Here is a 20,739-nt window from a genome sequence, read left to right as displayed (position 1 = left end):
GAATTTAGTTTTCGATTAGATATACCGCATAGCTGCTTGCGCTAATTGTAAGCTCACCACCGTTGTATGCATCAGGTACATAGTTATCTGGTGCAGCTTCTGCCATAACCATTTTGCTGGCACGCATATAAGGTTGGCTACCTGTATCGAGAGGGCTACTTGATGCAGTATACAGGCCTTTAAGTTCAACCCCATAGTCACTGGCAAATTCTTTTGCAGCAGCACGAGCATCTTTAATAGCAAGCTTTTGCGCTTTCTTTTGTAGCTCTTCGTACTTGCTTGATACAAACTGAGTTTGATTGATCTCATTAATACCCGAGTTCACTAGTTGCTGAAGCATAATCGGGTATTTTTTAATATCAGTTAAGGTAACAGACAAACTACGCGTTACTCTGTAGCCTACAAAGTTTTGCTTACCTGTTTCGCGGTTATATTCTGTTTGGCGATGAATTGAGATATTAGAGGCATAAATGCCCTTTTCTTCTACACCTTGGCTTTTAGCAAGCTTAATTGCTTTCGCCATGGTTGCATCGGCTTTGTTTTTAGCGGCAATTAAATCTTTATCTACTTCAACAATACCTACTGTCAGTTTAACGTTATCTGGGATTGCTTTAACCGTTGCGTTACCTTGAATATAAATATGAGGAGCATCAGGTGTTGCTTCTGCTAACGCATTAAAACTTAGCGCGGCGGCCATAGCGGTAAAAACTAACTTACGCATAATACTGTTCCTTAATTAAAAACTCCGTTCATTATCACCTTAAAGGGTTAATTGAATATGAACAAGACACTATTATTAAGATATAAAAAAACAGGCTTTAAAAGCCTGTTTTTTCAATTACTCAGCGTGTTATAGCTTAGATACTACGACGCTTGTAGTTACGGTACTCTGGAAGCCAGTAGTTTTTCTCGATTGCTGCCCATAGCGCTTCATCGCTCAGCTCTAGTGCAACACCTTCTTCCATCGCTTTTTTCGCTACTGCAAAAGCAATACGTTTACTTAACGATTGGATTTCAGTGAGTGCTGGTAATAAGCTGCCTTTACCAGTGTTTGCACGTGGTGAAGACTCAGCCAGTGTTTCACTTGATACAATCAGCATTGCATCTGTAATACGTGTAGCTTTAGCAGCAATTACGCCTAAACCAATACCCGGGAAAATGTAGCTGTTGTTACATTGTGGGATTGGGAACGTTTGGCCGTTATACTCAACCGGATCAAATGGGCTACCAGAGGCAACAATTGCTTGACCGTCTGTCCATTCGATAACATCTGATGGAAGTGCTTCAACTTGCTTAGACGGATTACTTAACGGGAAGATAATCGGTTGTGGGCAAGATGCGTGCATTGCACGAATAACTTGCTCTGTGAATAAACCAGGTTGGCCAGATACACCAATTAGGATGTCTGGTTGTGCACAGTGCATTACATCTAATAACGATGCGTACTCACCGCTGTATGTCCACTCGCTTAAACCATCTTTAGATTGGCAAAGTGCTTGTTGGAAGTCACGTAAGCCTTCCATACCTTCAGTAAGCAGACCAAAACGGTCAACCATGAAGATTTGAGAACGCGCTTGCTCATCGCTAATGCCTTCAGCAACCATAGTACTGATAATTTGCTCAGCAATACCGCAGCCCGCAGAACCTGCACCAACAAACACAACTTTTTGCTCAGAAAGCTTCGCGCCTTTAACACGACATGCAGCTAGTAAAGAACCTACAGTAACCGCAGCAGTGCCTTGAATGTCATCGTTAAAGCTACAGATTTCATCGCGGTAACGTTTTAGTAATGGCATTGCATTTGGTTGTGCAAAGTCTTCGAACTGAAGTAACACATTTGGCCAACGACGTTTAACGGCTTTGATGAATAGATCTAAGAATTCGTCATACTCTTCTTGCGAAATACGTTTATGACGTGCACCCATGTACATAGGGTCGTTAAGTAGTTTTTCGTTGTTCGTACCAACATCAATCATCACTGGTAGCGTATAAGCTGGGCTAATACCACCACATGCTGTGTAAAGTGATAATTTACCAATTGGAATACCCATACCACCAATACCTTGGTCACCTAGACCAAGAATACGCTCACCGTCAGTCACAACGATAACTTTTACTTTGCCTTTAGTCGCGTTACGTAAAATATCATCAATTTGGAAACGATCTTCATAAGAGATAAATAGACCACGGGCACTGCGGTAAATGTCTGAGAATTTTTCACAGGCATCGCCTACCGTTGGTGTGTAGATAATTGGCATCATTTCTTCAAGATGATCACGCACTAAACGGTAGTAAAGTGTTTCGTTGTTATCTTGAATAGCACGAAGGTAAATGTGCTTGTTTAAGTTATCGCTAAAGCTTGAATACTGTTGGTAACAACGCTCAACTTGTTCTTCGATCGTTTCATAACGCGGTGGCAGTAAACCGGCTAAGTTGAAATTTTCCCTTTCTTTTTGTGAAAAAGCACTGCCTTTATTTAATAGTGGCGTTTCGATCAGACCTGGGCCTGAATAAGGAATATAAAGATAATTTGGATCGGTATTTGTAGTCATATTTCCAAGCTTTGATGCGTCATAATTATGACCTGACATTATTACTCTTGAAGGCGAAATTGCAATGACAATTCACCTTGTCAGACCATTGAAGAAAATGAATTTTATGCTCTAAATAGCATAGCAGATAGTATACATGAAAACTCAGCAGCTTTAAGGCTGCTGAGCTTGTTTTTAGTGGCTTTTATCACTTAAAGCTATGCCTTCGCGGCGCGGATCGGCTGCGCCATAAAGTTTACCGTCTTTAACTTCAACAGCATGTAAACCAGAGTTTAAATCTAGGATACGAACTGTGTGTCCGCGGTTAACAAAATCAGCTTCGGCGTTGGCAAGTTCAGTGCCCTTTTCGAGGCTTGTGTAATTATTACGATTAGTAATGCGCGGTAAGTTAATAGCTGTTTGTGCATCTAGGTTCCAATCAAGCACACCTACAACCACTTGAGCTACATAATCAATGATACGGCTACCACCCGGTGAACCAACCACTAAACGTAAGCTGCCGTCCTTGTTAAACACCATGACTGGCGACATTGAACTACGCGGGCGTTTACCTGCTTCAACGCGATTAGCTAATGGCTTACCATTTTTGGTAGGCGATAAAGCAAAGTCTGTTAGTTGATTGTTTAAAATATACCCGTTCACCATTACTGTTGAACCAAACGCCATTTCGATAGAGCTGGTCATCGAAACCGCATTACCTTGGCTATCAACAATCGATACATGAGTTGTTGATGGTAACTCGTAAGCATCATCTTGCGCGTACGCAAGTGAATTAGGCGGTGTGCCTGCTTCTGCGTGAGCATCTTTTTCAGAAATAAGCTTTGCACGACCTGCAAGGTAGTCTTTATCGAGTAATCCTTGTGTTGGGATTGGCATAAAGTCAGGGTCACCCATATACACGTTGCGATCAGCAAACGCTAAACGCGATGCTTGGGTAAAGTAATGCAATGCTTGAACAGAGTTTGGTTTAAGTTTAGCCATGTCTTTATGTTCGAGTAAGGCTAAAATCTGTAATACAGCTACACCACCACTACTTGGTGGTGCCATTGAGCACACTTCGTATTGGCGATAATCAACACACACAGGTGCACGCTCTTTACTTTTGTAATTAGCTAAGTCTTCAACCGTTAAAGTACCCGGTGCAACTGCTGAGTTTTGCACTGCATGCACAAGTTTTTTGGCGTTTTCACCTTTATAGAAAGCATCAATGCCTTGTTTCGCTATATCTTTATAAAGCGAGGCAAGTTCAGGGTTCTTTTTAACCGTACCTACAGCAAGCGGTTTACCATTTGGGAAAAAGTAGTCACGAATAACAGGTAGCTTAGTAACCCCTGGATTTAACTCTTTAGCCAATAATTGATGTAAACGCGGCGACACAATAAAGCCTTTATCAGCCAATTCAATGGCAGGACCAAACAAGGTTTGCCACTCTAACTTGCCGTAACGTTTATGGGCGGTGGCAAATGCATCTAAAATACCTGGAACACCAACAGAACGACCACCTACAACGGCTTCAATCCATTTTACGGCTTTACCATGCTTATCTAAAAATAGTGTTTCATCAGCATTGCTTGGAGCCGTTTCGCGGCCATCAAAACTGGCTAGGCTTTTGGTTTTGCTGTCGAAGTACATCATAAACGTACCACCACCGATCCCCGACGATTGCGGTTCTACCAGTGTCAGTACTAATTGCGTTGCAATGGCTGCATCAACTGCTGAGCCGCCTAGCTCAAGCATTTTTTGCCCTGCTTTTACTGCATAAGGGTTTGCTGCTGCGACCATGTACTTATCGCCTTCAACAACCTGTTTATGAGCAAAGCCTGTAGCAGCTTCAGGTTCGCGAGTTTCAATTTTTGCAGGGGTTGCAAAAATAGCCGTTGAATAAATTAAAGAGGTGGACAGAGCTAACAGCGCTTTGGTTTTGAATAACATAAATAAACTTAATCCCGTAGTGTATTTGGCATCTTAAAATTAAACGTGCACAATAGGCGACAATCTCAGATACAACAAAAATAACATGATAAACCTGCCCCTGAAACTAGAATATATTCTGCCGCCATTGTGTTTAGTAATACTAAGTTCCTTATTTGCTACTTTTAACTTAAATGAATATCTCGAATTTAACCGTGAGTTAGTTGCAAATGGTGAATTTTGGCGCATTTTCACTAGTCAATTCGTGCACGCAAATTGGCCTCATTTAGGCTTAAATTGTGCCGGAATTTTATTAATTTGGGCTCTGCACGCTGAGCATACAAGCCCTGCTCGCTATGCGTTTAATATTGCCATTCTTGCATTATGGTGTGGCTTAGGTGTGTGGCTATTTTGCCCAGATATCCAAATTTACACCGGATTAAGTGCTCTACTGCACGGAGTGATCATTTGGGGAGCAGTTAAAGATGTACAAGCAGGCATGTTTTCTGGCTGGTTATTGTTTGCTGGTACTTGGGCTAAAGTGATTTGGGAGCAAATAGCAGGCCCGAGTGAATCGGTGAGTCAGTTAATCGCCTCTAATGTTGCCATTGATGCCCACTTTATCGGCGCAATTGGCGGCACTCTACTCGCTTTGCCTGTCTTTATAAAAATAATAAAAAAGCGCGGGTAACCTTACTCGCGATTTAATAATCTGGTTATTATTCCTTGCTATTTAATCTTTTCATAAAAATTAATTATGATTTATCTTGAATATCAAATATTACAAAGCCCCGGCTAACGAGGCTTTGGATTCAAAAATTTAGGGTTGCTAATAATGTCTAAATTTCCTAACGAATATAAAAAACTGTCCTTTTGTTTTTTCGTAAATTGATATAGAGCAGATTACTTCGTGAGGAAAGTCACTTTCTACATCGTACATACCAATTAAGAGAGAGGTTGCGGTTTTCCTATTTAAATCAGTGATTTTACTCGAGCCAGATTCTAACTCAATAATTTTGTCTGCACAATTCATTATTGCTGAGACATTGTGGTTTTTATTTTGAACAGTTTCACCAATAACATATACTCCATACTTCCCTCTATATCGATGTTCTAAGTGTATGTTGGCACTTCTACTTTTGTTTGTATCAACCCAAATTCCTCCTACTTGCTGATAATAATCATCGGGAACATAAGTCAAATTTAAAAGCGTATAAATAAATCCACCTGAGAATGTTTTTAAATGCCACTTAGCATAAATATTTAATGGTGGCATAAGAACTAAAACAAAAATCAATATTAATAAAACCCACTTGAATCTCATCGTTTATGCCTATTTTGGTCTGCTAATACGTTATAATACTGGTTAATAACCTCATCAACATAGTCCTGACAGTTGTTAGTTATCACATTATAGTTTTTCATATCAAATGAGATTTTTTCTCGTTCCTCTGCTTTCTCATTAATGCATCATCGTATTCTTTATCCTTGCATGAATATCCACTCGTATCAGGATCTGCATAAGAAAAGCCACTATTTGTACCATCCTTATACAAAATTTGTTCGTGGAAAACACCTAAATTCATATTAGATGCACCATTAGATCTAAACTTTCCTAGTCCATTTAATGGTCGCGTATATATTTTCGCTAAACAAATTGGGGCAGACTAAATATAGCGTCCTAATTCAGGAGCGTAATCCCTAAATTAGTTGTACACTAAATTGGTTTAGATCTATCAAGTTAGAACTTAGATAGTTATAGACTAGCTTCATCCTATTTCAATTTGTATAGTTCTAACCAAAAGCCTCGGTTTGTGAGACTTTAAATTAATAGCTAATTCCAATATTTATTAATAATCTTAGGTAAAATTATAAACCACTGAAAATATCCACCGATAAAGCAACAGATACTAATAACAAACACTTCTAAACCAAAGCTGCTTTGATAATCTATAGTTGGTAAAACTGTAACTAGATACAATAAAAACGGACCTAATGGAAAACTTAAAAGTCCCAGTAAAACTAGTATGAACACACCTAACTCGTGAGTTTGGCTGACATATTGAACAGATTCTAAAACAGAAAGAATGACTAAAGTAAAACAGGTTATCCATACTAGTTTCAATATCTGGATTTTTTTTAAATTCATGCTATTTCACCTGACATAATCTTAAACATTTATTAGCTAAACTATCACTGTACTCGTGACAATCGGTACCATTTGGGCATATCGATTTAACTCAGCGTTAATGCAACTATCGACTCTACTAATTTCATCAAATTGTTTTGGCTCATAGTTCTCAGCTTCCGTAGTTGCGCGACCTAAACAACCTTTACCAAAAGGCCAAGTGTTATCAAGAGCACTTCCACTTGAAGGCGTATTACTTGAACAAAGCTAATTTTTACATAAACCAATATGGATTTACTAAAGGTAAAGTTTTATTGGCATATCACTAAACTTATTCCATTCAAAGGGCGCGTGCACTTTTATGTTGTCATACTAATGGTCCCTGTACCTAATTTACTATTAAATTAACATAACTAGCTGGTTTCATAATATTGCTAGGTCACTGATCAATATTACTAAGGGTTACAGGTAATTAAATTGCTCACCTAGAACGGGTGCTCAATGCAAGGCAACGGTAATGAATATCTTGTGAGCAATCAGAAGCGATATTCGATGAACAACACAAAGCAGCCTAATTTAGTGAGTGGTGGATTTCGGGGCTTAATTAGCGAGAAACATAAAGATATTATTTATGGCAAAACAAGTTAAATACTAATATCTAATGGTAAATATCAATTGCTATAAAAACAAAAAAGCAGCCCTGAATATCAAGGCTGCTTATAAGTCAGTTCTAAATTGCTCTAAAAGTTAAAGCGTTTCTTTAAATAGCTTATGAATACGGCGGTATTCATCTAACCAGCTTGATGGTTGTACAAAACCATGTGGCTCAACTGGGAAGATAGCTGTTTCAAAGTTTTCCTTTTCAAGTTCAATTAAGCGCTGTACTAAGCGTACTGAGTCTTGGAAGAATACATTGTCATCAACCATAGGCGCGTTAATTAATAAATGGCTCTTAAGACCTTCAGCAAAGTAAATTGGTGAGCTCTTTTCATAAGCAATCGGGTCAACATCTGGGTGGTTTAAGATGTTAGACGTATAAGGACCATTGTAGTGAGCCCAATCAGTTACCGGACGAAGTGCAGCACCTGCTTTAAATAAATCAGGTTGTGTGAATAGCGCCATAAACGTCATGAAACCACCGTAAGAACCACCATAAGTGCCTACAGCTTGTGTATCTACGTTTGCGTTGTCTGCCATCCAGCTTACGCCGTCTGCTAAATCTTGGATCTCAGGTGTACCCATTTGACGATAAATAGCTGTACGCCAATCACGGCCGTAACCTTTCGATGCACGGTAGTCCATGTCCATTACTACGTAGCCTTCTGAAGCCAATAGTGAGTGGAACATAAACTCACGGAAGTAACCAGACCAACCCATGTGTGAGTTTTGTAAGTAACCTGCACCGTGGTTAAAGATAACCGCTTTACGGTTTTTACCTGTTTCGCCTTCTTTATAATCAGCTGGGTAATATACTTTTGCGTAAATTGGCTGATCAGTGTGACTTGAAGGCACAGCAACAATCTTAGGTGCAATTAGTTTCTTCGCTAAGAACTCATCAGATACTGTATGCGTTAACTGAGTTGCTTGGGTGTTTGCTTTTGCATCAGCAACATAAAGCTCAGGCGGCGACATAATTTTTGAATGAGTTAGCAATAGTTTGCTTTCATCTGGGCTTAACTGGTAATCAGTCATACCATCAAGGTTGGTTACTTGCTCAGATTCACCGTTTGCAGGGTTTACACGATAGATTTCGTAAAGACCTGGGTGCTCAACGTTGGCTTTGTAGTAAATCGCTGAGTTATCAGCCGTTAACGTTAAGTTAGAAACAACAAATTGGCCTTTAGTAAGCTGCGTTGCTTTACCGTTTAAAGGCTTTTTGTAAATATGGCTGTAACCAGACTCTTCAGATAAGTAGTAAAGCGTGTCTGAGTTGTTCAACCAACCAAAATCATTGTATGCATAGTTAACCCACGCATCGTCATGCAGACGGTGCTGTGAAACAAGTTTATTGTTTTGTGTATCAACAGTCGCCAACCAACGGTCTTTGTTGTCCCATGCTTCTAGCATAAGAGCCACTTGTGAACCATCTGTGTTCCATTGTATTGCACTTTGGTCCCAACCCCAATCCATCATTAAGTTGATGGCACGTGGTGCTTTTTCAGACTTATAAGTTTTGCCATCACGGGCGTAGTTTTCTTTCTTAACAGCTGCAAGTACGTCTTCATCAAAACCTGGTAAGGTATCGAATGCAAGCGTTGTTTGCTCGCCTGATTTAAGGTCGATGTAAACAACGTCTGAGCTGATTGGTTTTTCATCAGCAACACGACGGCGTACTTTTTCTGCTTTTACGCGTGCATCATCGGCAATGTAATTAGGCATGATATCGCCTTCATCGCGCCATGAACGGCTTTCTGTGGTTACTGCAACAAGTGCTTGGCCATTTGGTGAAAGCTGTACATCTGCTAAACGCTTACCTTTACCTAAATAAAACTGTGCATTAGCAATGCTGTCGTTTTGCTCGTTGATTTGTGCTTTCCGCTCTTCACGATCTTTTTTGTTTTTGTGCGTCAGCGCAATGTAATCAATTAGTTTGTGCTGCTCTTTTGCAATGTAAGTGTCTGGCTCTTGTACACCTTTAGGTGCATCGTCTAGGTGTAAGTTAACTAATTCAACTTGACGACCCGTTGCTAAATCAACTTTATAAAATGCATTACCTTGGCGATATGCAAGGCTACCATCAGTTAAAAACTGTGGTTTTGATTGCTGTGCGCTATCGTGAGTGATTTGTGTAATTTGCCCAGTGCTTAGGTTTTTAACGAAGATATTACCTTCAAATGCATAAGCCTGTTGCTTTTTATCTGCAGAATAAACGGCATTTTTAGCGCCTACAGTGTGTAGTTTGTTTAACGCTAATTGTGATGCAGATTGGCTATTTACCGCTTGAACGTATAAATCGCGTAACTCATTGCCTTGTTGCTTTTGTGCATAAACGATGCTGTTAGAATCACCATTCCAGAAAGCACGCTCAGGCTGGCGGCCTAACCAATCAGGGTGAGCCATTGCTTGCTCTAACGTGATTTCAGCTGAACCTGTATCAGCAGGAGTAGCAACAACGGGTGCTACATTGGTAACTTGTTCTTCAGAAGGCGTTGAGGCGGTTGATTGACAACCTGCTAGCATGAAGCTAGATGCGACTGCGAGAGCCACTAACGTTTTATTAGCAGTGGTTTTGAATTTCATAGTGCTTCTTACGGGTTATTATAATTCGCCCTATTTAAGCAGAAGCACTGATGAAATAGCAATTTTTATAGGATAAACAGCCAAAGTTTTCCGTTTAATAACAGCTTATTTTAAGCTGATATCAAGCCATACCATACGATGATCAGACGATGCGTTACGATCTTTAATTAAACGGAACAGCTCAGAGTTTTTCTGTGGCCAAAAAACCCCACCATCGTTTATCTCAATCCCATAATTTGATGGTAAAACGTAATCAGCACGAGCCTGCCAATAAGCGGTATAGTTTTTAGCGTAATCTTCTTTATACGATTCTTTAGCGCCTTTGCTTGTTGGCGTAAAAGAGGTATTCACTAATGGATTTTTTAAAATTTGGTCTGTGGTATTCGGGCGTGCCTTACCCCCTTCTGGCGCGGCATTTAAGTCACCAACAATAACAAAACGGCTTTTCGCTTTTAAGCCACCTTTTTGACCTTTATCATCGTAAATGTAGTTAGCATTGTTGATGTAATCTGCAACTAGGCGCACTTCATCGTGGTTACGCTTACCGTTGCGGTCTTCGTCACCATCAAAAACTGGCGGCGTTGGGTGAGATGCAAGCAAATGAAACGTTTTGCCTTTTACATCAATTGGTAAATCCCAAAATGATTTAGAGCTTAGGTGAATTGCTTGCCATTCTTCAGCTGAATACCAGTCTTTACCTGTTTTAGGGTCGATAGGCATTTGTGCATTTGGCATATCTTTATATTTGAATGTTTGTAATGTACGCGCTTTATCTAAATCGATTGGATAGCGCGACAATACTGCCATTGCATAATGCCCCTCAAAGAAGCCAAAGCCGTGTGCGTCACCTTTGTAATGCCCCTTTACACCATCGTTGTCTAGGTCAAACTCAGTAGGTAAACCAGTGTTAACAGGTGCAATAAAGTAATACGGGTAATCGATGGCAACTTGCTTATTTTGCGATACTTGCAGGTAGTTTTTACGAAATACGTTAATGCCTTTGTCTGCATCAATATAATCAAACTCATTTAGTAAAATTACATCAGGTCTTACTCGCTGAATAATTTCGGCAATGTTACGAATTTGCTGGTGGTTGCTCGCTAATGCTTTACTTAAAGCATCTTTATCTATTGATTCGCCTTTTTTAGCATAGTTAGTTGCATCCATACTCACATTAAAGGTGGCAACACGTAAATCAGCAGCCGATACATTATTAGCAAGTAAGCCTACAGCCAGTGCTATTGAAGAAGTTAATAAAGCGTTTTTCATGAAATAAATCCGTCTACTATAAGTAGTAAAATAATACTGCTGACAATGATCCATAAGATCATCGCCATGATAAAAGGTTTAATGCCCGCTTGTTTTAAGACTGAAATAGATAAACCACTACCAATCAAAAATAAGGTCATTACTAACAGTTGTTTAGCACCAACATTGAGTGCATGCCATAGTGTTTGATGCTCAGGAAAGCTCGAATTAATCAGTGCAGCTGCTAAAAAACCAAATATAAACAATGGGATACTGGCTTTTTCATCCGATTTCCAAAACACACCCGCGATGCTTGTATAAGGGATTATCCACATCGCTCTGGTTAGTTTAATGGTTGTGGCAATAGCAAGCGCTGATGCGCCATACGCAGCGGAAGCCCCCACTACACTACTGGTGTCGTGAATAGCAAGTGCTGCCCAAACACCGAATTGTTGCTCAGTCAGGCCAAAGTAATGACCAATCATTGGGAATAACACTAAGCCAAGGGCGTTTAATAAAAACACCACAGCGAGTGATATAGCTACTTCGTGATCTTTGGCCTTTATAACCGGCGCCATTGCTGCAATGGCGCTACCACCACAAATGGCTGTACCAAATGAAATAAGTACACCGGTGTTTTTATTTAACTTAAATAACTGAGATAAAATTTCACCAAGGCCAATAATAGCGGTAATACTGACAATAGTAAGCACAATAGAGCTGCGCCCTACTTCTATAACTTGATTAAAATCAACAGCAAAGCCTAAGCCAATCACCGCCAACTTTAGCATCCATTTACTTATTTTTTGTGACTGCACTGCAAATGGGTTGCCTAATATCATGGCAAATAAAGCACCGACTACAAGTGCCGTAGCAGAGCCAACAAATGGTAATGCTGATATTAAAAATAGTGCAATAAATAGAAACTGCTTTGGGCGTTCGGCTATCACAACGGTGCTCTGATAAGTTTATTGGTTAGCTTATGCACCACAGGTGCAACAAAAATAACGGTAGGAAATGCCACACAAAATGCAAAAGCCCATGCTTGAAGCCAAATGGTTGCAATGTTATCGATTAAACCAACGTTAAAAATGCTGATCACTAAAGACATAAATCCAGACATAAACAGCGCCATAAAGAACGCAAATACGACTGTTCTAAATCGAGGATGTAACATAACGAACTAATATTAATATAAAAATATTAGTCTATAGCAAGATGACCCTGACGCAAGTGCTTTGAGACAAGAGGTACAAAATTAGCGAAGTTTGTGGATAAATAATAGTGATTAAAAAGCCGAGATAAACTCGGCTTTTAAGAATTTAAACTAATTAGTTTAAAATAAGTTGAGTGCTGGTATCAGCTACTCCTGGGTAGTCTTGCTCTGGCAAAATTTCAGCCAGTGCCGCTAAACGCTCACCTAATTGGTGAAGGTTATCGGCCGATACATTGATATGACCCATCTTACGACCCGGTTTAGCCGTTTTACCATACCAGTGACTTGTAACGTCTTGCGTTGCTAGTACTGAGTGTGGGATTGAAGGCTGACCTAATACGTTGATCATAGCAGTAGGACGAAGACACTCTGTACTACCTAATGGTAAACCTGCAACAGCGCGCATGTGGTTTTCGAACTGTGAGCAATGTGTACCCTGCTGTGTCCAGTGACCAGAGTTATGAACGCGTGGTGCAATTTCGTTTACTAATAACGTACCTTGTACATCAAAAAACTCAATTGCTAATACACCCACATAGTCAAGCTCTTGCGCAAGCTTGTTGAATGCCAGTTCAGCTTGCTCTTGAATCGCAGCTTTTTCTTTACCCGCAACTGAAAGCGTAAGTACACCATTGGTGTGTTGGTTTTCAGTCAATGGATAAATAACGGTGTTACCCGCTTTGTCGCGTGCACCAATGATAGATACTTCACGGTCAAATGGGATCATCTTTTCAGCGATAATAGAATGCGGCGCAGTTTCGGTACCTGATGCTATGAAATCTGCCATTTCTGACCAAATTTGGTCAATTTGATCATCAGACTTTAAGCGCCACTGCCCTTTACCATCGTAACCCGCTTGGCAAGTTTTGATCACAAGCGGCTTGCCTAAACGCTCTACAGCAGCAATAAGGTGTGCTTTTTCTGTAATTAATTGGTAAGGCGCGCATTCAACATTTGTTTTATCAAGTAATGCTTTTTCAAGTGCGCGATCGCCACCTGTTTTAATTGCCGCTTTACCCGGATAAAACTTATTGCTTTGACAACAGAGTGTAAGTACATCATCAGGAATGTGTTCAAACTCTGCTGTAATCGCGTCTGCGTTATTAATAGCTTGTTGTAATGTACTGTTTTGAACTTCACCAGTTAATGGATGAATGATTTTTTCACTACCCACATCGTAGGCAACAACATTTAAATCAAGCGGTGCACCCGCTAAGCTCATCATGCGAGCTAACTGACCTGCACCTAAAATTAGAATATTCATATTACTCTGCAGGATTAGGGTTAGCTAAGATAGTGTCTGTTTGTTCTTTACGGAAAGCTTCAACTTTTGCGAAGATTTCAGGCTGTTGGCAACCTAAAATTTGTGCCGCTAAAAGGCCAGCATTTGCAGCGCCTGCTTCACCAATAGCAAGAGTACCTACCGCAACACCTTTAGGCATTTGGCAGATAGATAATAACGAATCAACACCATTTAGTGTTTTAGACTTAACTGGTACACCTAAAACTGGCAGTGATGTAAACGCCGCAGCCATACCTGGTAAGTGCGCAGCACCACCGGCGCCTGCGATAATAATTTTAATGCCGCGATCTGCAGCTGAGCTTGCATAGTCAGCAAGTAATTGAGGGGTACGGTGAGCAGAAACAACTTTAGTTTCGTATTCAATGCCGAATTTTTCTAGCATTAACGCCGCATGTTCCATCGTTGGCCAGTCTGATTTGGAACCCATAATAATGCCAACAGTCATAAATACACCTCAGTTAAATAGTTTTCTAAAAAGCGGACTTTTGTCCTTATTTTGTGGCGGGTATTATATACCTAACTCACATCAAGATGCGACTCTAGAAGCACAAAAAAGCCATGACATGCATGGCTTTTAATCACTCATCAGCTAATTAAGCTTCTTTGCTTGCTAGGTACTCAGTATATGTACCTTTAAAGTCGATAACTTTGCCGTCTTTGATTTCCCAAATACGGTTTGCAAGCGATGATACAAATTGTCTATCGTGTGATACGAACAATAATGTCCCTTCGTATGCTTCAAGTGCTAAGTTAAGCGCTTCGATAGATTCCATATCCATGTGGTTGGTTGGCTCATCCATTAATAAGATGTTTGGTTTATGCATCATAATTTTGCCAAACAGCATACGGCCTTGCTCACCGCCTGAAATCACTTTTACTGACTTTTTGATATCGTTTTGTGAAAACAGCATACGACCTAAGAAACTACGAACAACTTGTTCGTCGTCACCTTCTTGTTGCCATTGTTCCATCCACTCAAATAAGTTCATGTCTTGTTCGAACTCGTCAGCATGGTCTTGAGCGTAATAACCGATATTAGCGTTATCAGACCATTTAAATTCACCTTGCTTCGGTGCTAAACGACCAGCAAGAGTATTTAATAGTGTGGTTTTACCAACACCGTTCTCACCGATGATTGCAATACGCTCACCTACTTCAACTAGGCCTTCAAGGCCACTGAATAATGTTTCTTCAAAGCCTTGTGTTAAATTTGTTAGTTCTAAGGCATTACGGAATAACTGTTTTTCTTGCTCAAAACGAATAAACGGGCTTTGGCGAGAAGATGCTTTAACTTCTTCAAGCTGAATTTTATCAATTTGTTTAGCACGTGATGTTGCTTGCTTTGCTTTTGAAGCGTTCGCAGAGAAGCGCGATACGAACTGTTGAAGTTCGGCAATTTGGCTTTTCTTCTTGGCATTTTCGCTTAGTAGACGCTCACGAGCTTGCGTTGCAGCAAACATGTACTCATCGTAATTACCTGGGTAAATACGAAGCTCACCGTAATCGATGTCGGCCATGTGTGTACAAACTGAGTTTAAGAAGTGACGGTCGTGCGAAATGATGATCATGGTACAGTCACGCTGGTTTAGTACGTCTTCTAGCCACTTGATGGTGTAAATGTCCAAGTTATTGGTAGGCTCATCGAGTAGCATGATATCTGGATCAGAAAATAGTACCTGCGCAAGTAACACACGCAGTTTAAAACCTGGTGCAATTTCAGACATAGGGCCGTAGTGTTGCTCTGTGCCAATACCTACACCAATTAGTAACTCACCGGCTTTAGCTTCTGCTGAGTAACCATCCATTTCGGCAAACTCAGTTTCTAGATCTGCTACACGCATACCGTCTTCTTCGCTCATCTCAGGTAAGCTGTAAATACGGTCACGTTCTTTTTTTACTTCCCACAGCTCTTTATGTCCCATGATCACTGTGTCGATTACAGAAAACTCTTCGTAAGCAAACTGGTCTTGGTTTAGTTTAGCAATACGCTCGTTTGGATCTGTGCTGACATTGCCTGAAGATGGCTCTAGTTCACCACTTAGGATTTTCATGAAGGTTGATTTACCACAGCCATTCGCACCGATTAAACCGTAACGGTTACCATCGCCAAATTTTGCTGAGATATTTTCGAATAAAGGTTTAGCACCAAATTGCATGGTGATATTAGCTGTACTAATGATAGCGGTACCCTCCAGCGGGTAAAAAGTAAAAACGAAACTGCGGGCAATTTTAAACTAAAGCCGCTTGGCACGCCATGAAAGTTTAATTAAATACACAGGCTAATTTTACAAGCTCACACCTAGCGACTACCTTTAATGAGCGTGCTCATATATGTATATGAGCACGCTCACTTTTAAAATAACCAAATAAAAACAGCAGGTTAAAAATGAGCAAACATGGCGATACTCAACAACGTATTTTAGAGGCGGCTTGGCGACTCTTTACTGAGCAAGGGTTTAACGATACCTCTACGCGGCAAATTTCAGCAGCAAGCAACATAGCGGTTGGCACCTTGTTTAATCATTTTGCTGATAAAGTGGCTATTTTAGAAGCCTGCCTCGAAGACAAATTTAATGATGTGTTGGAGCGCGCAAAAGAAACCGATATTCACCGCCCTGCTCGCTTAAAGATTAATCATTACGCACAATATTTTTATCAGTTTTATTGTTTACATCACCGCTTTTATAAAGTGCTCTTTAGCCAGCGATTGTTTTCGCAAGCATTCCAACAACAACACATGGAATTAATTCAATCATTAGTTTTTGCCGACCAACCGCAATTTAATAAAGTGAAAGCAGCTATATTGCTCGACTGCTATTTTATGACCTTGTTGTATGGCTTAGGCGCCGAAACCCCAAATACTAAACTTATGCTCAGAACGCTAAGCCAGAAAGTGTCTGTTTTTTAGGCTCAGTAACTCATTGATAATTCGATATAGTGAACCTAAAGTGAATAATTTTTCCTCAAAGTCGGTTTGTTGCATGATAATTTTTCACTTTTGACCCTATTTTAGCTTTGATAATCTCCGTTCCTTAACTAAATTATACCTATTAGGGACAATATTTAATCAAGGTACTTTATGAAAAGAACACACACTGCCTTATTTGTTGCAGGCATGCTTGCCATACCTACAGCCAATGCCATAGAGATCTATAACGATCAAACCAATAGCGTTACTGTTGGTGGCTTTATCGATGCAAGGGTGATTAATACGCAAGGCGAAACTGAGGTAGTAAACGGTGCATCACGCATTAATTTTGATTTTAAGCGCCAATTAAAGAACGGCTGGCAAGCGTTTGCTTTACTTGAATGGGGTGTAAACCCTGTTGGTAGCAGCGATATCGTATACAGCAATCGCTTTGAATCAATTCAAGATGAGTTTTTATATAACCGCTTAGGCTATGTTGGCCTTAAACATGACGATTACGGCCAAGTTACATTAGGTAAACAATGGGGCGCATGGTACGACGTTGTTTATAACACCAACTACAGCTTAGTGTGGGATGGTAATGCTGCAGGTGTTTATACCTACAATAAAGATGATGGAGCTGTAAATGGCACAGGCCGCGGCGATAAAGTACTGCAGTATCGTAATACCTGGGGTGATTTTCATCTTGCTCTTCAGGCACAGCTAAAATCTGATGAATTTTATACCTGCGACATCGTTGATATTTCAAGAAGCTCTTGTGAAGTACTTTGGAACCAAGGCAATAATGCTGCACAAAAAGTAGAATTTAACTCGACTTATGGCGCCGCACTCACCTACTCGGTTAGCCCTAATTTAAAAGTCACTGCTGGTGTTAACCGTGGCCAGTTCGATATTGTGTACGCAGGTGGCAGAAATCAATCAGTAAACGATTTAATTTATGGTATGGGCATTACCTATGGTGATTTTTATAAACCGGGTTGGTATGCATCAGCGAATATAAATAAAAACGAAAACCACGATACCGACAACTTAGGCCGCTTAATAAAAGATGCTGTTGGTTTAGAGTCAATTTTAAGCTACCGCTTTGATAATGACATACGTACTTTTGTTGCTTATAACGTTTTTGATGCAGGTAGTGACTATGTTATTCAGCCGAACTTTAATGCCGACCCTGAAGATGTGTTTAAACGCCAATTTGCAGTAATTGGTGCGCACTACTTTATGGCAGAAGACACCATTTTATATATTGAAGCTCGTAAAGATTTTAGCGACTTCTCGAGTAATGACGCTGATCAAGAAGCACAGATGTCACAAACCGAAGATGACGGTATTGCCATTGGTTTTAATTACACTTTGTAGTTACGATAAACACTAAGCCCACTATTGTGGGCTTTTTTCTAATCCAATTGCACACTTTCAAGATTGTTCGCAATATCAATCAACGTCTGCTATTACTTAACAACCATAAAACTAAAATACGTCAATATTTGAGGTTGTTGTGTCTAACAAGGTAAAGCTAATTCTACTTTCTTCAATTTCTAGCGTTTCGTTCATGCTCTTTCACTGGCTAACAAATGTCAGAGAATCGGATACGGTATTTGGTGTTAGTTCCGATTTATCGGGAGGTTTAGTAATGGGCTTTGCTATTGGTGTGATGCTAGTTACATTAAGCACACTTAAGTTAAACAAATATTGAGTGTTTTTTGGAACTGTATGATGCCAAGTCATAAAACGTTTGGCTTAAACTTGTTATAAAGATTATAACTACCCTATTAGCCGTTCATTTTAAGTATTTCTAGCTCAACAACTGCATTGACTCCGCCACTAAATAAAATTAAAAATGATGCTAGGTAGCTACGCGTTAAGGCGTATTTACTCCTTTTCATCTTACAGTGGACTCCATTTCTTGTACTTTCCCTTACGTGCCAGAGCAACAGCGTTGGTGATTTCTTCACGCGGTGACCTTTCACAATAATTTAAGCATTCTTCTACTATTGATCCTGACCACCCTGGAGCTGCTGCTACGACCCAAAAATGAATACCTTGGTTCAAATCTTTTGCAGCAACGTAATTGATAATTTTTTCTATCTCACTATCACCCGGTATCATTTTTAGCATAGCCATTGCTCGAAAAGCCCCTTCAATGAGTGCCTCATTGCCAATATCAATAAGCTTAAATATTGTAGCTCTCTGTAGAAAGTCTTACTATTGCATCTCCAATAGCGACGTAAAGCATAGTTGCTTTATTATCTTGCTTTACGAGTCCATTTAAAAATGGCAATGCTGGCTTATAATCACATTCACCTATAGCCATGATCATCAGATACTGTGTTTCCCAAGTCCTTTCATCATTGAGTTCATTCTCAAGCGCAGCCAATAAATACGGACCAGCGTTAATATCTTTTAGCTTCCGCAACTTCTTAGCTGCTGAACGACGTTTTTGGGATTTCTTGTCTCTCAGTTGGTCCATTATTTCATTCATTATTCAACTCTTCGTAATACATATAGGGTAGCTAAATAACCGCATCATAATGAACGTTCTAATTCTGTTGTTAGGTGTTTTCAGCATACTTCACCCTAAAAAAAAGCATAGCAAGCTTGATTCCAATTAGTGCGCCAGCCCCTATAATGAACGGGACTAAGTTTTCTAAGTAAAATGGAATACTTGAGAGAAGCAACCGAAATAAAACAACAGCGCCTTGAACAAGCATTATATACGCAGCAAGATGAAAGAACTGTATTGGATCTTCCAAGCTGAATGGATTGCGATTCCAATCTGGCTTGTGCCATACCTTTGTTGATGGTGGATTAACAACTTGCATGCCAACAACAAATAAAAGAGCCAAAAAGGTAAATACAAAAATAACACCTAATGCACTCAAATTGATAGCCGGGTTAGCCTTCGGCTCAAGCGGTGTAAATAGAGATGAGACTGCTACACAGGTTATTAAAGCAAAACGAAGGAATTTCCATTTATTCATAATATTGAAACCTAATGCTCAAATAACAAGCTATAAATAATAGACTAAACAAAGTGAAGAATGAATACAATGCATACTAAAATAGCCCTAGAGCACGGTCTATTTAGAGTTTTACTGCTAGCTTTTTATGAATATTTTTATAAGACTTGGTAAGTCTATTAATATGATAATTTACTTTTTTCCAATCCCAAGAACTAGGATTACCAAATTCAGGAAATGTATCTTCCCAGTCCTTCGCCTCTTTTTCACAACGACAGTGTAAGCAAAACAAACAAAAATAGTCGCCTTCAATTAATACGTTAAAGTTAATAATGCCCCATCCATCGCTGGTATATCGGTATTTGGCACCATTACACTTATCTGCGTTGAGGGCGTGCTTTTCAATAAATACTTGGCCGCAAGAATCTCTATAATGTAATGATAAATTTATATCTTTGTGATGGTCTTCAGTTTTCTGAAGTCTATAAGTAACGTAATCTTTTATTTCATTTAAAGAGGAAAAATGTTTCAGGTCACTATCAAAATCTGAATACGCTTCATAAACTGAAACATCATATTCGAAGATATGATTAAAAAAATTATGAAGTTCTCTAATATGGATTCCTTTTTCCAGACTCATAGTCAGTCCTGTAAAGCTTAAGAAGCGAAAATCTATTCTAAGGCATGTAACAGCCTAAGTGACATCTACTTTAGCTACTTTTCAACAGCATTTAATTATCAAATATATTTCTAGTTTCTTGCAAAGGATACATAGTAAATAAAAGCTGATAACCAATATTTGTCTTCATTAATTAGCTTGTTAGCATATTTTACACTAATCAATTTCAATACAGATATAGTTTGGCGCTAATTTATCAGCAAGCCAATGCCAGCTAAATTCAATATTAACGTTTTCAACTTTAAATTGATAATTCACTTCAACCCCATCGTCCCGATAGTCAGTTTGGTTAGAGAACTTATGCGTAATAGTTTCAGGTTGAAATTGTGGGTTCATAGCAACAACTTCTTCATTAACTAACAAATCGCCAGTATAAATTTCACCTCTAGAGTAAAATTCACTTAAACGTACAGATATACATTTGATAATTGAACCTTGAATATGATAACTAACACTCCCTTTTTCATGATATCCATCAGGTAAACTTGAACAGCTCCCCAACACAAGATTAAAAACTTCAAATGAATCTAGGTTGATACACATAATCCCAAGCCCAAAAATATGCTTATAGCT

General features: G+C 39.5%; 20 protein-coding genes. 3 read left to right on the top strand and 17 right to left on the bottom strand.

What is annotated here, in order from left to right:
* Nucleotides 1-4 precede the first annotated feature (4 nt).
* From PASHI_RS09180 to ggt, 3 genes are all read right to left on the bottom strand, one after another.
* The gene (locus tag PASHI_RS09180) at nucleotides 5-721 is read right to left on the bottom strand and encodes an SIMPL domain-containing protein (protein WP_062565358.1); all 717 of its coding nucleotides are present in this window, start codon (nucleotides 719-721) and stop codon (nucleotides 5-7) included.
* Nucleotides 722-857: 136 nt separating this feature from the next.
* The gene (locus tag PASHI_RS09175) at nucleotides 858-2,552 is read right to left on the bottom strand and encodes an NAD-dependent malic enzyme (protein WP_062565377.1); all 1,695 of its coding nucleotides are present in this window, start codon (nucleotides 2,550-2,552) and stop codon (nucleotides 858-860) included.
* Between the two features lie 174 nt (nucleotides 2,553-2,726).
* Complete coding sequence (gene ggt, locus PASHI_RS09170; RefSeq protein ID WP_062565357.1) at nucleotides 2,727-4,484, bottom strand: gamma-glutamyltransferase; 1,758 nt, start codon at nucleotides 4,482-4,484, stop codon at nucleotides 2,727-2,729.
* 85 nt (nucleotides 4,485-4,569) lie between these two features.
* On the opposite strand from ggt, the gene rrtA reads away from it, so the two are divergent.
* Nucleotides 4,570-5,154, top strand: coding sequence for a rhombosortase (gene rrtA / locus PASHI_RS09165; protein WP_054561461.1), 585 nt, complete (start codon nucleotides 4,570-4,572; stop codon nucleotides 5,152-5,154).
* 138 nt (nucleotides 5,155-5,292) lie between these two features.
* Here rrtA and PASHI_RS09160 read toward each other — a convergent pair whose 3' ends face one another.
* From PASHI_RS09160 to PASHI_RS09120, 9 genes are all read right to left on the bottom strand, one after another.
* Nucleotides 5,293-5,787 carry a hypothetical protein gene (locus PASHI_RS09160; RefSeq protein ID WP_062565356.1) on the bottom strand — a complete coding sequence of 165 codons (495 nt, stop codon included), beginning with the start codon at nucleotides 5,785-5,787 and terminating at the stop codon, nucleotides 5,293-5,295.
* Between the two features lie 510 nt (nucleotides 5,788-6,297).
* Nucleotides 6,298-6,612: a hypothetical protein gene (locus PASHI_RS09155; RefSeq protein WP_062565355.1), complete on the bottom strand. Its 315-nt coding sequence runs from the start codon at nucleotides 6,610-6,612 to the stop codon at nucleotides 6,298-6,300.
* A gap of 726 nt (nucleotides 6,613-7,338) precedes the next feature.
* The gene (locus PASHI_RS09150; protein ID WP_062565354.1) at nucleotides 7,339-9,831 is read right to left on the bottom strand and encodes a prolyl oligopeptidase family serine peptidase; all 2,493 of its coding nucleotides are present in this window, start codon (nucleotides 9,829-9,831) and stop codon (nucleotides 7,339-7,341) included.
* 105 nt (nucleotides 9,832-9,936) lie between these two features.
* A complete protein-coding gene (locus PASHI_RS09145; RefSeq protein WP_062565353.1) occupies nucleotides 9,937-11,100 on the bottom strand; it encodes an endonuclease/exonuclease/phosphatase family protein in 1,164 nt (387 codons plus the stop codon).
* Nucleotides 11,097-12,029, bottom strand: a complete 933-nt coding sequence (locus PASHI_RS09140; RefSeq protein ID WP_062565352.1) for a YeiH family protein — start codon at nucleotides 12,027-12,029, stop codon at nucleotides 11,097-11,099. Before PASHI_RS09140 ends, PASHI_RS09145 begins: the two co-directional genes overlap by 4 nt.
* The gene (locus PASHI_RS09135; protein ID WP_062565351.1) at nucleotides 12,026-12,256 is read right to left on the bottom strand and encodes a DUF2798 domain-containing protein; all 231 of its coding nucleotides are present in this window, start codon (nucleotides 12,254-12,256) and stop codon (nucleotides 12,026-12,028) included. Before PASHI_RS09135 ends, PASHI_RS09140 begins: the two co-directional genes overlap by 4 nt.
* A gap of 154 nt (nucleotides 12,257-12,410) precedes the next feature.
* Nucleotides 12,411-13,559, bottom strand: coding sequence for a 5-(carboxyamino)imidazole ribonucleotide synthase (locus tag PASHI_RS09130; protein ID WP_062565350.1), 1,149 nt, complete (start codon nucleotides 13,557-13,559; stop codon nucleotides 12,411-12,413).
* 1 nt (nucleotide 13,560) lies between these two features.
* Entirely contained in the window at nucleotides 13,561-14,043 is a 483-nt protein-coding gene (gene purE / locus PASHI_RS09125; RefSeq protein WP_054553887.1) for a 5-(carboxyamino)imidazole ribonucleotide mutase, read from the bottom strand.
* A 148-nt stretch (nucleotides 14,044-14,191) separates the two neighbouring features.
* Nucleotides 14,192-15,778: an ABC-F family ATPase gene (locus PASHI_RS09120; RefSeq protein ID WP_082401562.1), complete on the bottom strand. Its 1,587-nt coding sequence runs from the start codon at nucleotides 15,776-15,778 to the stop codon at nucleotides 14,192-14,194.
* Nucleotides 15,779-15,984: 206 nt separating this feature from the next.
* Between PASHI_RS09120 and PASHI_RS09115 the strand changes: the two genes are divergently transcribed.
* Both PASHI_RS09115 and PASHI_RS09110 read left to right on the top strand, forming a co-directional pair.
* The gene (locus tag PASHI_RS09115; protein WP_062565349.1) at nucleotides 15,985-16,506 is read left to right on the top strand and encodes a TetR/AcrR family transcriptional regulator; all 522 of its coding nucleotides are present in this window, start codon (nucleotides 15,985-15,987) and stop codon (nucleotides 16,504-16,506) included.
* 171 nt (nucleotides 16,507-16,677) lie between these two features.
* Complete coding sequence (locus tag PASHI_RS09110; protein WP_062565348.1) at nucleotides 16,678-17,886, top strand: porin; 1,209 nt, start codon at nucleotides 16,678-16,680, stop codon at nucleotides 17,884-17,886.
* A 528-nt stretch (nucleotides 17,887-18,414) separates the two neighbouring features.
* Here PASHI_RS09110 and PASHI_RS09105 read toward each other — a convergent pair.
* The 5 genes from PASHI_RS09105 to PASHI_RS09085 form a co-directional block, all read right to left on the bottom strand.
* Complete coding sequence (locus PASHI_RS09105; protein WP_062565347.1) at nucleotides 18,415-18,651, bottom strand: hypothetical protein; 237 nt, start codon at nucleotides 18,649-18,651, stop codon at nucleotides 18,415-18,417.
* A 49-nt stretch (nucleotides 18,652-18,700) separates the two neighbouring features.
* Complete coding sequence (locus PASHI_RS09100; RefSeq protein ID WP_062565346.1) at nucleotides 18,701-19,009, bottom strand: HEAT repeat domain-containing protein; 309 nt, start codon at nucleotides 19,007-19,009, stop codon at nucleotides 18,701-18,703.
* A 70-nt stretch (nucleotides 19,010-19,079) separates the two neighbouring features.
* Complete coding sequence (locus tag PASHI_RS09095) at nucleotides 19,080-19,508, bottom strand: hypothetical protein (protein WP_062565345.1); 429 nt, start codon at nucleotides 19,506-19,508, stop codon at nucleotides 19,080-19,082.
* A 103-nt stretch (nucleotides 19,509-19,611) separates the two neighbouring features.
* Entirely contained in the window at nucleotides 19,612-20,127 is a 516-nt protein-coding gene (locus tag PASHI_RS09090; RefSeq protein ID WP_062565344.1) for a hypothetical protein, read from the bottom strand.
* A 195-nt stretch (nucleotides 20,128-20,322) separates the two neighbouring features.
* Nucleotides 20,323-20,709, bottom strand: a complete 387-nt coding sequence (locus PASHI_RS09085) for a hypothetical protein (RefSeq protein WP_062565343.1) — start codon at nucleotides 20,707-20,709, stop codon at nucleotides 20,323-20,325.
* Nucleotides 20,710-20,739 lie beyond the last annotated feature (30 nt).

The sequence above is a fragment of the Pseudoalteromonas shioyasakiensis genome (genome assembly GCF_001550135.1).
Classification (GTDB): Bacteria; Pseudomonadota; Gammaproteobacteria; order Enterobacterales; family Alteromonadaceae; genus Pseudoalteromonas; species Pseudoalteromonas shioyasakiensis.
The sequence above is the reverse complement of the archived record's forward strand: the minus strand, read 5'-3'. Positions and strand labels throughout refer to the sequence as shown.